This window comes from Streptomyces sp. NPDC048002, from assembly GCF_040653275.1.
Taxonomy (GTDB): Bacteria; Actinomycetota; Actinomycetes; order Streptomycetales; family Streptomycetaceae; genus Streptomyces.
The window spans coordinates 243370-257529 of sequence record NZ_JBEZNL010000006.1; the positions used below are offsets into that span (position 1 = coordinate 243370).

A 14160-nucleotide genomic window follows, 5' to 3' on the forward strand; every position below is an offset into this window, starting at 1 on the left:
GCCACCGGTACGCACGCAAGGGAGGGCCCCGCATGGCCGTCGACTACACAGTGATCGTCGTCTATCTGGCCGGCATGCTGGCCATGGGCTGGTGGGGCATGCGCCGCGCCAAGTCCAAGAGCGAGTTCCTGGTCGCCGGACGCCGGCTCGGCCCGGCCATGTACTCCGGGACCATGGCGGCGATCGTGCTCGGCGGCGCGTCCACCATCGGCGGCGTGGGCCTCGGCTACCAGTACGGCCTCTCGGGCGCCTGGATGGTCTTCACCATCGGACTCGGGCTGCTCGCCCTGTCGGTGTTCTTCTCCGCGCGGATCGCCCGGCTGAAGGTCTACACGGTCTCCGAGATGCTCGACCTGCGCTACGGCGGCCGGGCGGGCGTCATCTCCGGCCTGGTGATGTGGGCGTACACCCTGATGCTCGCCGTCACCTCGACGATCGCCTACGCCACGATCTTCGACGTCCTGTTCGACATGAACCGCACCCTCGCCATCGTGCTCGGCGGCTCCATCGTCGTCGCCTACTCCACGCTCGGCGGCATGTGGTCGATCACCCTCACCGACATGGTGCAGTTCGTCGTGAAGACGATCGGTGTGCTGCTCCTGCTGCTGCCGATCGCCGTGGTCAAGGCCGGCGGCTTCGCCGAGATGAAGGCGCAGCTGCCCACCGAGTACTTCGACCCGCTGGGCATCGGCGGCGAGACGATCTTCACCTACGTGCTGATCTACACCTTCGGCATGCTCATCGGGCAGGACATCTGGCAGCGCGTCTTCACCGCGCGCAGCGACCGCACCGCCAAGTGGGGCGGCACCGTGGCCGGAACCTACTGCCTCGCCTACGCCCTCGCGGGCGCCGTGATCGGCACCGCGGCCAAGGTGCTCTACCCGAACCTCGCCAGCGCCGACGACGCCTTCGCGACCATCGTCAAGGACGAACTGCCCATGGGCGTGCGCGGCCTGGTGCTCGCCGCCGCCCTCGCCGCCGTGATGTCCACCTCCTCCGGCGCGCTCATCGCCTGCGCCACCGTCGCCAACAACGACATCTGGTCGCGGCTGCGCGGCGTCGTGAGGCCCGCCGGCGCCGGCGAGGAGCACGACGAGGTCAAGGGCAACCGGGTCTTCATCCTGGTCATGGGCGTCGCGGTCGTCGTCACGGCCATCGCCCTGAACAACGTCGTCGAGGCGCTCACCGTCGCCTACAACCTGCTCGTCGGCGGCCTCCTGGTCCCGATCCTCGGCGGCCTGCTGTGGAAGCGCGGCACCGCGCAGGGCGCGCTCGCCTCGGTGATCGTCGGCGGACTCGCCGTCGTCGGCCTGATGGCGGCCTACGGAATCCTGGCCAACGAACCCGTCTACTACGGCCTGCTCTCTTCCCTCGCCGCCTACGTCGCCGTCTCCTTGATGACGAAGCCCACCGACGCCGCCGTCCTCGCCGCCTGGCGCGAGCGCCTCGCCGGACGGGCCCCCGAACTCGTGTCCGAACCCGTGCCGGCTCACCAGTAGAGTCGTAGCCAGATGTACATACGCGACGAAGCGTAGGAAAGAAGGCATATCCCCATGAGCAGCAACGAGACGCCCCGCGGCCCCGTCGACTCCTCGCGCATCCCGCGCTACGCCGGTCCCGCGACCTTCGCCCGGCTCCCCCGCCTGGACGAGGTCGGCACCGCCGACGTCGCCGTGGTCGGGGTGCCCTTCGACTCGGGCGTCTCGTACCGGCCGGGCGCCCGCTTCGGCGGCAACGCGATCCGCGAGGCGTCCCGGCTGCTGCGCCCCTACAACCCCGCGCAGGACGCGTCCCCGTTCGCGCTCGCGCAGGTCGCCGACGGCGGCGACATCGCGGTGAACCCCTTCAACATCAACGAGGCCGTCGAGACGGTCGAGGCCGCGGCCGACGACCTGCTCGGCACCGGCGCCCGGCTGATGACCCTGGGCGGCGACCACACCATCGCCCTGCCGCTGCTCAGGAGCGTCGCCAGGAAGCACGGCCCGGTCGCCCTGCTCCACTTCGACGCCCACCTCGACACCTGGGACACCTACTTCGGCGCCGAGTACACCCACGGCACCCCGTTCCGGCGCGCGGTGGAGGAGGGCATCCTCGACACCTCGGCCCTCTCCCACGTCGGCACCCGCGGCCCGCTCTACGGCAAGCAGGACCTCACCGACGACGAGAAGATGGGCTTCGGCATCGTCACCTCCGCCGACGTCTACCGCCGGGGCGCCGACGAGATCGCCGACCAGCTGCGCCAGCGCATCGGCGACCGCCCGCTGTACATCTCCATCGACATCGACTGCCTGGACCCGGCGCACGCGCCCGGCACCGGCACCCCCGAGGCGGGCGGCATGACCTCCCGCGAACTGCTGGAGATCCTGCGCGGACTCGCCTCCTGCAACCTGGTCTCGGCCGACGTCGTCGAGGTGGCGCCCGCGTACGATCACGCCGAGATCACGTCGGTGGCCGCGTCCCACACGGCGTACGAACTCACCACGATCATGTCCCGCCAGATTGCAGAGGCCCGCGCGAAGTGACTCACGACCACGACCTGGAGCTCCGCCCCACCGCAGCCCAGACGGAGGCCGCGCTCAACCCTCCACCCGGCCGCAACGGCGGAGACCTGGTCGTGGAGACGCTGGCCGGGCTCGGCGCGACGACCGTCTTCGGACTGCCCGGCCAGCACGCCCTCGGCATGTTCGACGCGCTGCGCCGCTCCGACCTGCGCTACGTCGGCCTGCGGGTGGAGAACAACGCCGGCTTCGCCGCCGACGCCTACGGCCGGATCACCGGTGAGGCGGCCCCGCTGCTGCTGTCGACCGGTCCGGGCGCGCTGACCTCGCTGGCCGCGCTCCAGGAGGCGGCGGCGGCCTCCGCCCCCGTCCTCGCCGTCAGCAGCCAGATCCCGACGGCCGGCCTCGGCGGGGGTCGCCACGGCTATCTGCACGAACTCCCCGACCAGGCGGCCTCGTTCCGCGGTGTGGTGAAGTCCGTGCACACCGTCCGCACCCCGTCGCAGATCCCCTCCGCCATCGCGGCGGCCTGGAAGTCGGCGCTGACCGCGCCGCACGGACCGGTGTGGGTGGAGATCCCGCAGGACGTCCTCCTCGCGGAGACCGCGCTGCCGGTGGTGACCGGCGTCGACGCCACGCCGGAGGAACTGGCGCCGCGCGTGGAACTGACCGCGGTCGCCGCCCATCTGCTGTCCCGGGCCGCCCGCCCGGCGATCATCGCGGGCGGGGGAGTGGTCCGGGCCGACGCGAGCCGCAAGCTGCGGCAGCTGGCCGAGCTGCTCCAGGCGCCGGTGGTCACCACCCCGGGCGGCAAGGGCGCCTTCCCCTGGACGCACCCGCTGTCCCTCCAGTCCTGGATCGAGGACCGGCACACCACCGACTTCCTGGAGGACGCCGACGTCCTGCTGGTCGTCGGCTCCGGGCTCGGTGAACTCTCCTCCAACTACCACACGTTCAAGCCCCGCGGCCGGGTCATCCAGATCGAGGCGGACCTCGGCAAACTGGAGTCCAACCACCCCGCGCTCGGCATCCACGCGGACGCCCGCCTCGCGCTCCAGGCCCTGCTGGAGACGGCGACGCGGCGCACGGACGACTCGGCCGCCGACCGGGTCAGGGACGTCCTGTCCCGCGTCCGCGCCCGTATCGCCGCCCAGGAACTCACCCTGGAACAGGACGTGCTGGCCTCGGTCCGCAAGGCCCTGCCCGCCGACTCGCCCTCCTTCTGGGACATGACGATCCTGGCCTACTGGGCCTGGTCCGCCTTCGACGCCCAGGGCCCCAACCACATGCACTCCGCGCAGGGCGCGGGCGGCCTCGGCTACGGCTTCCCGGCGGCGCTCGGCGCGGCCGCGGCTGACCCGACCCGCCCGGTACTGGCGGTCTCCGGCGACGGCGGCGCGCTCTACTCGATCGCGGAGCTGGCGACGGCCCGCCAGTACGACCTGAACGTCACCTGGCTGATCGTCGACGACGGCGGCTACGGCATCCTGCGCGAGTACATGACGGACGCCTTCGGCCAGGCCACGGCGACCGAACTGACCCGCCCGGACTACGTGGCCCTCGCCGAGTCCTTCGGGGTCCCGGGTCTTCGGACCTCACCGGAGACCCTGGAGGCGGACCTGACGAAGGCACTCGCGTCCCCCGGACCTTCGGTGGTCGTACTCCCGGCGCTCCTGAGGATGTTCGCGCCGACGCATCTCGACGCCTGAGCGCCGGTGACCGTCCGGAGCGGTTGACCTCCCTCATCGGCCAGGGAGGTCAACCACCGTGACGGAGGGTCAGACCGCCCACTTGTCGCAGGTGCCGGCGCTCACCCAGCGGTGCGAGCTGATGGCGTTGTTCACCAGGACACCGCTGGTGAAGTAGTCGTTGGTGAGGTCGGAGGCGTACGCCTCGTTGCGGGACAGGCAGATGTGGCCGCCGGTCCAGGTGCCCGTACCGTTGAAGAACTGGACCTCGTAGTTGTTGCCCTTGTTCAGGATGGACGTCGCCTTGTTGGTGTCGCCGCCCTGGAAGCTGCCGCCGCTGTCCCCCCAGTTTGAGTCGTTGCCCTCGGCCCGGCCCAGTCCTCCTTCGCAGTAGGTGTAGTCGTAGGCGTACATGTAGCCGGCGACGGCGGCCGAGTAGTTGTCGGAGCAGGTCGCGGCGGCCTGGGCGGCGGACGCGGGGACGACCACTCCGAGCGCGGCCGTGGCCAGGACGGTCAGGGCGGCGGGGATCTTCCTCATGGGCGGGACTCCTCGGTTCTCTGTCGGGATCGGGAAGGTTCCGTGGCCGTCAGGTCACGGAAGTCTGGGGTGGGGCGGGGGAGCCGGATTCAGAGGCTCCTGGCCCGGGTGAGCGCGGTCATCCGCATCGCCCGGTAGGCGGTGAACTCCGCGGCGTACTTCTTGAGCGCCTTCGCCCGGTACTCCTTCTCCAGGGAGCGCGCGGTTTCTCCCAGTGATGTCCTCCGGGCGCATTCGGCCTCCGTGACGGCCAGTGCGACTTCCGCCCGCTGGGCTTCCCGCTCGCTCATTCCCCGGACCAGGCCGTCTCGCCGCGCGCGTATCTCGTCCGGGCTCCGGAACGGCTTTCCCGCCTTCTTCATGCAGCGCGCCCACGCGTCCGACGCGGTCACCAGACGCTCGTCCTCAAGGATCCGGGGGACGTACAGAGGCGTCAGGGAGGTGACGGTCTTCGCGGCCCGGAACCAGGCCGCGTGGTCGCCGTACAAGCGCTCGCGCGCTTCCGCGTGGCAGCCGGTGCGCGGTGTGCGGACCGAACCTCCGGACGGCAGGTCGACGGTGATGGTGTCGTCGAAGTCCCCGTCCAGTGCCAGGGAGTAGCGGATGCGCCGCTCCTGGGGCAGGGCGTTCGGGTACGTGATGTTGGGGTGGCTGCGGCGGTCCTCCTCCGCCGCGACGTCGAACGGCCGGCCGTAGCCGTACCGGCGGGCCCAGCCGACGTCGTCCACGACGTATCGGCCCGCCTTGCGTTCGTCGACCCCCGCCACCGGGCCCGGCCAGTAGCGGAAGCCCTGGCGCTGCATGCACCGGCGGACCAGGACGTCCTCGGCGCGGTCGATCTCGACCTCCTCCGCGAGGGTCAGATCCCTCGGCGGGGTGCTCGGGCCCGCAGCGTCCGGCCGTTCCCCGCTCCCGGCCGCACAGCCGGCGGTCAGGCACATGAGGAACACGGTCGAGAGGAGAAGGGACGTCCTGCCTCGCATGGTGGGCGCACCCTTCCCCTCGGTCCAACGCGGCGAATTCCACAGTGAGTTCGGAAACGGCCGCGATCGAGCGCCGGGACTGCGGTTCGGCTGCGGCTTCACGGAGGAGATTAGGGGCGTGGGGCGGGGCCGACTTTGTCGTGCGTGCGCCGATCTTGGCCAGTTGTGCAGGCCGTCCTCCGGGCGCCGGGCCGGCGGATTCGGCCTTGCGCCCGGACGGCGCCCGCCTCATCCTGTACTCCGCCGAACATGTGAACCATCTGTGGGGGAGAGGTGGCCTGTGGGGGGAGCGGCTGGCGGGAAGGCCGTGCTGGATGCCTCGGCCATGCCGACGCGGGAACGTGAGGAGATCATCCGCCACGCCTTATGGGGTTCCTTCTCCCGGGTCGACATCGACCACCACGCCCCGCCGGGGAAGATCTCCGGACGGATGAGGCTCAGCGCGCTGGGGCCCATCAGGTTCTGCTCCGCGAAGGCGACCCCGGTGACGTTCCGTCGTACGGAACGGCTGGCCCGGCAGGACGACGACGAACCCGCCGTGTTCGTCGGGCTCCAGTTGAGGGGGACCAACCTGGTGACTCAGCACGGCCGGCAGGCCCTGGTCCCGCCGGGTCACCTCGTGGTCCACGAGTCGAACGCCCCGTACACGCTCCACTTCGCCGCGGGGGTCGACTACTGCGCGTTCCGCGTTCCGCGTGCGGCGCTCGCCGTGCCGGGAAGGGTGCTGCGGGACATCGCGGCCATCCCGCTCGGCCCCGACAACGCCGTCGCGCGGCTTGCCTTCACGTACTTCGCCCAGTTGGCCGTCAGCGAGGAACTGCACGACGTGGCGGAGTCCTCGACGATCGTGGATCCCAGTCTGGAACTCCTCCGGGCCGTCATGACCTCGCGGCCCGGAGCGTCCGGGCACGTCCGGGCGGCTCCGGCGGAGGTGCCGCTCAGTCTGCGGATCACCCAGTACGCGCGGGCGCACCTCGCCGATCCGGGCCTGTCGGCCGCGCGGATCGCCGCCGCGCACGGTATCTCGGTACGCCACCTCTACAGCGTGCTGGCCGAGGCGGGCATCAGCCTCGGAGCCTGGATCCGCGCGCACCGACTGGCCGAGTGCAGAAGGGAGTTGGCGGGACCCAACGGCAGGCTGAGGACCGTCGCGGGGATCGGGCGGAGCTGGGGCTTCGTCGACGCGACGCACTTCAGCAAGGTGTTCAAGGAGGCGTACGGTCTCTCGCCGCGGGCGTGGCGCGAGCAGCATCACCGGGCTCGGACTGAACTCCCCAGCCGATGACGGGGAGTTCAGCCCTGGTCCGGAGACGTGCTACCAGATCGCCTCGACCCACTCCGGGTGGTCGATGAACGGGTTCCGGTTGCCCTGGTAGGTGGTGTAGATGAGCTGGTTGCGGCGCTCCTCGAAGGCGTCCGGCGGGTCCTCGTCGTTCCATGCCTTCAGCACGGAGAGGCGGCCGTGGTACGGGACGCTGCCGTTGGTGACGGCGTCGTTCGGCTCCAGGTTCGGCCAGCCGTCGTCGCCCTCGTAGCGGACGGCCATGTAGAGGATCATGCGGGCGACGTCGCCCTTGACCGCGTCGCGCGGCTCGAAGGAGTTGGAGTCGGTGAGGCTGCCGCCGCTGTTGGTGAACGAGCTGCCGCCGTTGTCGAAGTCCTTGTTGCCGCGGGTGGAGTTGACCTGGACGTCCTCGGGACGCAGATGGTGCAGGTCGGTGCCGGGGCCGGCCGAGGTGCCGAAGTCGCCGTGGGACTGGGCCCACACGTGCTCACGGTTCCAGTTGCCGGTGCTGCCCCCGTTGAGCGACTTGCTGCGGGAGATGCCCGAGTAGAGCAGGACGACGTTGCTGCTGTTGTTGGGGTCCTGGTCGGTGACCTTCAGCGCTTCCCAGACCGCGGAGTACGAGATCTTGGTCTGCGGGCTGATGATCGTGTGCAGCGCACTCTTGAGGCTGGTACCGGACTTGCCGATCGCGTTCTTGTAGTACGTGCTGTCGTACGCGGTGGTCGTCGCCGCGGCGGGGGACGCGGTGAGCGCGGGTACGGTCAGGCCGACCAGGACGGCGGCGGTGGTGAGTGCCACCGACTTCCAGCGGCCTATCGGTGTCGCCAGCATAAGCGGGGGTCCCATCTACGCGGGTTGAATGGAGGCGGCACCAGGGAGAGTGACATGGACATGCGGCGGTGTAAATGGAATCCACGTGTCCATCCGGTGACCGGAAACGGCAAATCGCCCGTTGTCTACGCGAGTTGACACGCGGAGAAGGCCCCCGACCCGGGTGGGTCGGGGGCCTTCGGTCGTCCGGACGGTCCGTCAGTCGAGGTCCGAGGGGTCCAGACGGTAGATCGTGGAGGTGGTCGAGCCGGAGGAGGAGTCCGAGGTCGAGTCGGAGGTGGAGTCCGAGGTCGAGTCCGACGCCGAACTCCCGCTGTACTCACTCTCCTTCACCGCTGTGCCGTGCTGCTGCACCCACTCCGTGACCTCGGAACTCAGGTCGGAGCCGCCGCCCGGTCCGCCGCCCATGCCCTGACCGCCGAGCTGGATGTAGTGCAGTTCGCCGTTCTTCACCAGCTCCTTGAGCCGGGCCAGGGTCATCGCCTTGTCGCTGCCCGACCAGCCCCACATGGAGATCACCGGCTCGCCGCTGCTCATGATGAGCTGCGCCGCGCTCTGCGAACTCGACACCGCGAGCAGCCAAGTCGCCCCGTCCTGATGCTTCTTGAGGTACGAGATCAGCTCGGCGTCGACCCCGCCGCCCATGCCGCCTCCGCCCATGCCGCCGCCGGTACGCCCGCCGCCCGGCGCGCCGCCACCCTCGGCGGCACCGTCGCCCGCACCCGCGCCGTCCTGCGAGCCCGTGCCGCCGGGAGGCGTGCCGCCCATCTGGCCGCCGCCGTCCGGCATCTCGCCGTTCCCGCCGCCCGGAGGCTGCTGCCCGCCGCCGGGGAAGCCGCCCTCGTCCGCCTGGCCGTCCGCCTGGCCGTCCGCCTGACCGTCCGCCTGGCCGCTCGCCTGGCCGTCCGCCTGGCCGCCCTGCCCGGGTCCGCCCCCGGTGTTGCCACCGCCCCCACCTCCGGGGAAGCCGCCGCCCATACCGCCGCCACCGCCACCGAACCCGCCGCTCCCGGTCGTGGGACCGGCCGTCGGATTGGTGCCGCCCATCCCGCCGCCGGAACCGGACGGCACCGACCAGGAGTAGGCCGCGGGCCCCGCCACCGACGCGACGACCGCCGCGGCGACCGAGGCCGCCAGCAGCCGCGCCCGGTGGCCGGACCGGAAGACCAGCAGACCGGTCACCGCCAGCGCCATGACCACCAGGACCGTCGGCCACAGCCAGGTGTTCCAGCCGGAGGCGCGCCGCAGCAGCACCGCCGCCCAGACGGCCGTGACGACCAGGCCCGCCGGGAGCACCCACACCCAGCGCCGGTCCGTGCGGAAAGCCCGCCACAGCATGACGCCGCCGCCCCCGCACAGCGCCGCGATCCCGGGGGCGAGCGCGGTCGTGTAATAGGGGTGCATGGTGCCCTCGGCCATGGCGAAGGTCAGATAGTGCAGGCCGGTCCACCCGCCCCACATCACCAGCGCGGCCCGGGTCATGTCGGTGCGCGGGGCGCGGCCGCACAGGATCAGGCCGCCGACGCAGGCCAGGGCGGCGAAGGGGAGCAGCCAGGAGATCTGGCCGCCGAGGATGTCGTTGAAGAGCCGCCCGATCCCGGCCGTCCCGGAGAAGCCGCCGCCCCCGCCTCCGCCTCCGCCGTTGCCGTCGCCGCCGAAGATCCGGCCGAGGCCGTTGTAGCCCATGATCAGATCCCAGGCGCTGCCGTCCGTGGACCCGCCGACGTAGGGCCGTTCACCGGCCGGGACCAGCGACACGGCCGCCGCCCACCAGAAGCTGGAGACGGCCAGGACCACGGCCGCGAGGGCGAGGTTGACCAGCCGCTTCACCAGCGTGGGCCGGGCCGCGTACAGGTAGACCGCGAAGACCACCGGAAGCGGGATCCAGCCCTGGAGCATCTTGGTGTTGAAGGCGAACCCGAAGCAGGCGGCGGAGCCGAGCAGCGGCAGCAGCCGGCCGTCACGCGCGGCCCGCAGGGCGAGCGCGGCGCCCGCCGTCATCAGGAACACCAGCAGCGTGTCGGGGTTGTTGTCCCGGTTGATGGCGACCGTGATCGGGGTGAGGGCGAGGACCAGCGCGGCGACCGCCGCCGCTCCGTGGCCCCACACCCGCTTCACGGAGGAGTGCACGATCCAGATCGAGGCCAGCGCCACGAGGATCATCGGCAGCATCATCTGCCAGGTGCCGAAGCCGAGGAGCCGGCAGGACAGCCCCATCACCATCAGCGCGAAGGGCGGCTTGTCGACGGTGAGGAAGTTCCCCGCGTCCAGCGAGCCGAAGAACCACGCCTTCCAGCTCTGCGTACCGCTGAGCACGGCCGCGCTGTAGAAGCTGTTGAGGTTCGAGCCGGACAGGTTCCAGGAGTACAGCGCCGCCGCGAGCGCCAGGATCGCCAGCAGGGCGGGAAGCGACCAGCGGGGCGCCCTCACCGTTTCGGGCGCCGCCGCCGGGTCCGGTGGCGGGGCCTCGGGGGAGAGGGTCTGGGCGTCGGGGTGCGGATCGGTGGCAGATGTCACCTGTGCAGCCTGCGCGGCGAGGGTGGGCGCGGGCTGTGCCGTACCTGGCGTCCTGCTGTGAAGGGGCCAAGGGGCGGGTAACGACTCGTACAACCATTCGTCAACGGCTACAACCATTCGCCCGGACGAGTGAGTCACCAGGGCATGACTCACCGAATATCCAGACGGGCCCGATGGGTGGCCGGAGGTGTGCTCGTCGCCTCCGTGGCCGCCGTGACCCCCGCCACGGCCGCGACCACGCCCACCGTCAGCTGTACGTCGGGTGTGGCCGGGCTCGCCGACAAGCTGAAGAAGGACATCACCGCCGCGCTGGCCACCCGCAAGGGCACCGTCGCCGTGGGCCTCTACGACCGGTCCACCAAGACCACCTGCACCCTGCGCTCCTCCACCGCCTTCGACTCGGCCAGCGTGGTCAAGGTGACCGTGCTGGCGACGCTGCTGTGGGACGCGCAGAAGACCGGCCGCTCCCTGACCAGCCGGGAGAAGTCCCTCGCCACCGCGATGATCACCAAGTCGGACAACGCCTCCACGTCCACCCTGTGGGCCCAGCTCGGCGTGACCAAGGTGAAGAACTTCCTCACCGCGGCCGGGATGACCCAGACCAAGCCCGGCGCCAACGGCTACTGGGGCCTGACCCAGATCACCGTCACCGACGAGCAGAAGCTGATGAAGCTGCTCACCGCGAAGAACACGGTGCTCACCGACGACTCCCGCTGGTACGTCCGCAAGCTGATGGGCGACGTGGTCTCCTCCCAGCGCTGGGGCACCCCGTACGGCACGCCCTCGGGTGTCCTCCCGCACGTCAAGAACGGCTGGCTGGAGCGCGCCACGCACGGCTGGCGGGTGCACAGCGTCGGCACCTTCAAGGGCAACGGGCACGACTACATGATCACGGTGCTCACCCACGGCAACAGCACCATGAACTACGGCATCTCGACCATCCAGGGCGTCGCCAAGGTCATCCACCGGGATCTGGCCGCGAGTTGACGCCGTGAAGGGTCTCAGCGGTCCAGCACCGCGATCCCCGAGGGCGTTCCCCGGTCACCCCGTGTTCGGGCGGACCCGGTCACCCCGTGTCCGGGGGCGGATCCGGGCGCCCCGGTGGGGCGCCCGGATGGGGAGGGGTTCAGCGGGTCAGGGCCGCGACGCCCGCCCGGGCGAACTTCTCGTCCAGCGTGCCGGACGGGGCGCCCGCCACGCCGATGCCCGCGATCGGGGCGTTGCCGGACGTCACCGGGGCGCCGCCGGCGAGGAACAGGGTGCCCGGGATGTCCTTCAGGTTCGGGGTCTGCTCCAGGCGCTCGGCCAGCACGGAGGTGGGCGCGTTCCAGGAGACCGCGGTGAAGCCCTTGCGGACCGCGGACTCGTAGGACTGCGGACCGGCGCCGTCGCCGCGCAGGGTGACCAGGGTGTTCCCGTTGCGGTCGACGACGGCGACCGAGACCCGCTGGTTCTCCTTCCTCGCCGCGTCCAGGACGGCCTCGGCGGCCTCGGTGGCCGCCGCGACCGACAGGTGGGTGGAGGTGACGGTGTCCGAGGGCTTCACGGCAGCGGGCCGGCCCTGCGCGGCGGCGGGCTCCGAGGCGCCGGCGGAGACGGCACCGACGGTGCCGGCGGCCACGGTCGCGAGGACGACGCCGCCGGTGGCGACACGGGCACGCCGGGAGAACTTCTTCATGGTCGGCAACTCCTGGATCCGATGCGGTTTCTGCTTCCGCTCTCCAGCCTGGGCCCGCAACCGGTGCCGGCCCGTCGGCGTTCCGGCTCCTCGCGGCCGACGGAACGGCTGACCCGGGGGTCATCCGAACGGTTGACCCCGGCCACCCGCACCGGAGGGGACACTGGAGGTGTTTGTCCAGTTCAGGAAGGCGGTCCGGGCGTGCAGCGGACACCACGGCAGGACCCCGCGGCCACGCGGGCCGCCCCCGGCGACCCCGACGCCCGTCGGCTCGCCGCGGTCCTGCACGCCACCTTCCTCGTCCTCCTCGCCACCGCCATGGCCCGCTACCTCCAGCGCCACGGCGGCGAGCCCCGCGCCCCCTGGGTGATCGCGCTGGCCGCCGTACTGGCCGTGCTGTACGTGCTGGGCCGCTTCGGCGACCGGCCCGGTGCGCGGGACACGGACCCCGGCTGGCCCGCCCCGCCCCGCCTGCTCTGGCTCGGCAGCGTGGTCGCCGTGTGGGGCGTCCTGGTCGCCCTCGCGCCGAGCTTCGCCTGGGTCGCCGTCCCCCTCTTCTACGCCGCCCTGCGCCACCTCCCGCCGACCGTCGCGTACGTCCTGGTCACCGTGTTGACGGCGTTCGTGATCGGCGCCCAGCTCCAGCTCGCCCCCCGCTTCGACCTCGACCTGGTGGTCGGCCCGGCCGCCGTCGCCGGCTTCGCCACCGCGATCTTCGTGCACCTGCGCCATCAGGCGGCCCGCCAGCGCGCCCTCATCGACGACCTGGTCCGCACCCGCCGGGAACTGGCCGCCACCGAGCGCCGCGCGGGCACCCTCGCCGAGCGCCAGCGCCTGGCGATGGAGATCCACGACACCCTCGCCCAGGGCCTGTCCAGCCAGCAGATGCTGCTTCAGGCCGCCGAGCGGGTCTGGGCGTCGGACCCGGACAAAGCACGCGCCCACGTCCGCACCGCCGAGACGGTCGCCGAGCACAACCTCACCGAGGCCCGCCGCTTCGTGCACGACCTCGCCCCCGCCGACCTGGCGGGCGGCGGCGGACTCGGCGAGGCGCTGCGCAGGCTCGCCGCCCGCGAGTCCGGCGACACCCTCACCGTCCGCGTCCACGTGGACGCCGGCGGCCGCGCCCCGGAGCTGCTCCCCGACCGCGTCCAGTCGGCGCTGCTGCGCATCGCGCAGGGCGCGCTGGCCAACGTACGGGAGCACTCCGGGGCCACCGCCGCCGCGCTGACCCTCACCCTCCTCGACGACCAGGCCGTCCTGGACGTCGCCGACGACGGCCGCGGATTCGACCCCGGGGCCCGGTCAGGTGACCCGTCCGCCGACCCGTCCGGGGTGCGCGGCCACGGGCTGCCCGCCATCCGCGCCCGGGTCCGCCAGCTCGGCGGCACCCTCACCGTGGAGTCGGCGCCCGGCGAGGGCACCGTCCTGTCCGCCGCGATCCCCCTGGAGCCCACGCCATGACCGTCCGCATCCTGCTCTGCGACGACCACGCCGTCGTCCGCGCCGGACTGCTCGCCCTCCTCGACAGCGCCCGGGGCATCGAGGTCGTCGGCGAGGCGGGCACCGGCGAGGAGGCCCTCGCGCTCGCCGCGAAGCTCACCCCGGACGTGGTGCTGATGGACCTCCAGCTCGGCGCGGGCATCGACGGCGTGGAGACCACCCGCCGGCTGACCTCGGCGCCGGGCGGCGGCCCGCACGTGCTGGTGCTCACCACCTACGACACCGACGCCGACATCACCCGGGCCATCGAGGCGGGCGCCACCGGCTATCTGCTCAAGGCGGAACGGCCGGACGAGCTGTTCGCCGCGATCCACGCCGCGGCCGAGGGCCGCACCACCCTCTCGGCGCCGGTGGCGGGCCGGGTCATGGCCAATCTGCGCAACCCGCGGCCCGCCCTGACCGACCGCGAGCGGGAGATCCTCGGCCGGCTCTCCCAGGGCCTGGGCAACCGGGAGATCGCCAAGGCCCTGTTCATCAGCGAGGCCACGGTCAAGACCCACCTGGGCCGGATCTACGACAAGCTCGGCGTCGACACCCGGGCGGGCGCGGTCGCGGTGGCGAAGGAGCAGCGGCTGCTGTCCTGAGCCGACGGGATGAAATCCGGGGCCGGACACGTTGGGGCTTGTCGTGGACG

12 protein-coding genes are annotated in these 14160 nt (G+C 71.9%); 7 read left to right on the forward strand and 5 right to left on the reverse strand.

From position 1 onward, the window contains the following. The first annotated feature begins 32 nt into the window (after positions 1–32). From AB0E07_RS11720 to AB0E07_RS11730, 3 genes are read left to right on the forward strand one after another with little or no spacing between them, the layout of a single operon-like run. A complete protein-coding gene (locus tag AB0E07_RS11720; RefSeq protein ID WP_362248866.1) occupies positions 33–1499 on the forward strand; it encodes a sodium:solute symporter in 1467 nt (488 codons plus the stop codon). A gap of 54 nt (positions 1500–1553) precedes the next feature. After that, a complete protein-coding gene (speB, locus tag AB0E07_RS11725) occupies positions 1554–2522 on the forward strand; it encodes an agmatinase (protein ID WP_362248869.1) in 969 nt (322 codons plus the stop codon). Further along, a complete protein-coding gene (locus AB0E07_RS11730) occupies positions 2519–4207 on the forward strand; it encodes a thiamine pyrophosphate-binding protein (RefSeq protein ID WP_362248872.1) in 1689 nt (562 codons plus the stop codon). Before speB ends, AB0E07_RS11730 begins: the two co-directional genes overlap by 4 nt. Positions 4208–4276: 69 nt before the next feature. Here the strand turns inward: AB0E07_RS11730 and AB0E07_RS11735 are convergent, their stop codons facing one another. Together AB0E07_RS11735 and AB0E07_RS11740 are read right to left on the reverse strand one after the other, a co-directional pair. Next, positions 4277–4726: a hypothetical protein gene (locus tag AB0E07_RS11735; protein WP_362248875.1), complete on the reverse strand. Its 450-nt coding sequence runs from the start codon at positions 4724–4726 to the stop codon at positions 4277–4279. A gap of 89 nt (positions 4727–4815) precedes the next feature. Then, a complete protein-coding gene (locus AB0E07_RS11740) occupies positions 4816–5709 on the reverse strand; it encodes a hypothetical protein (RefSeq protein ID WP_362248878.1) in 894 nt (297 codons plus the stop codon). A gap of 325 nt (positions 5710–6034) precedes the next feature. On the opposite strand from AB0E07_RS11740, the gene AB0E07_RS11745 reads away from it, so the two are divergent. Beyond that, a complete protein-coding gene (locus tag AB0E07_RS11745) occupies positions 6035–6994 on the forward strand; it encodes a helix-turn-helix domain-containing protein (protein ID WP_362248881.1) in 960 nt (319 codons plus the stop codon). A gap of 30 nt (positions 6995–7024) precedes the next feature. On the opposite strand, the gene AB0E07_RS11750 is transcribed toward AB0E07_RS11745, so the two are convergent. Together AB0E07_RS11750 and AB0E07_RS11755 are read right to left on the reverse strand one after the other, a co-directional pair. Beyond that, positions 7025–7828, reverse strand: coding sequence for an endonuclease (locus AB0E07_RS11750; protein ID WP_362249081.1), 804 nt, complete (start codon positions 7826–7828; stop codon positions 7025–7027). A gap of 198 nt (positions 7829–8026) precedes the next feature. Beyond that, positions 8027–10345 (reverse strand): glycosyltransferase family 39 protein, encoded by a 2319-nt coding sequence (locus tag AB0E07_RS11755; protein WP_362248884.1) that lies wholly within the window; start codon positions 10343–10345, stop codon positions 8027–8029. 144 nt (positions 10346–10489) lie between these two features. Here AB0E07_RS11755 and AB0E07_RS11760 point away from each other — a divergent pair, with 144 nt between their 5' ends. Then, positions 10490–11332, forward strand: coding sequence for a serine hydrolase (locus AB0E07_RS11760; RefSeq protein ID WP_362248886.1), 843 nt, complete (start codon positions 10490–10492; stop codon positions 11330–11332). A gap of 139 nt (positions 11333–11471) precedes the next feature. On the opposite strand, the gene AB0E07_RS11765 is transcribed toward AB0E07_RS11760, so the two are convergent. Further along, positions 11472–12023 carry a heme-binding protein gene (locus tag AB0E07_RS11765; protein ID WP_362248889.1) on the reverse strand — a complete coding sequence of 184 codons (552 nt, stop codon included), beginning with the start codon at positions 12021–12023 and terminating at the stop codon, positions 11472–11474. 201 nt (positions 12024–12224) lie between these two features. Here AB0E07_RS11765 and AB0E07_RS11770 point away from each other — a divergent pair, with 201 nt between their 5' ends. Both AB0E07_RS11770 and AB0E07_RS11775 read left to right on the forward strand, forming a co-directional pair. Next, on the forward strand, positions 12225–13487 hold the full coding sequence (locus AB0E07_RS11770) for a sensor histidine kinase (RefSeq protein ID WP_362248892.1): 1263 nt from the start codon (positions 12225–12227) through the stop codon (positions 13485–13487). Continuing rightward, positions 13484–14110: a response regulator transcription factor gene (locus AB0E07_RS11775; RefSeq protein WP_362248894.1), complete on the forward strand. Its 627-nt coding sequence runs from the start codon at positions 13484–13486 to the stop codon at positions 14108–14110. The genes AB0E07_RS11770 and AB0E07_RS11775 overlap by 4 nt, the downstream gene beginning before the upstream one ends. Positions 14111–14160 lie beyond the last annotated feature (50 nt).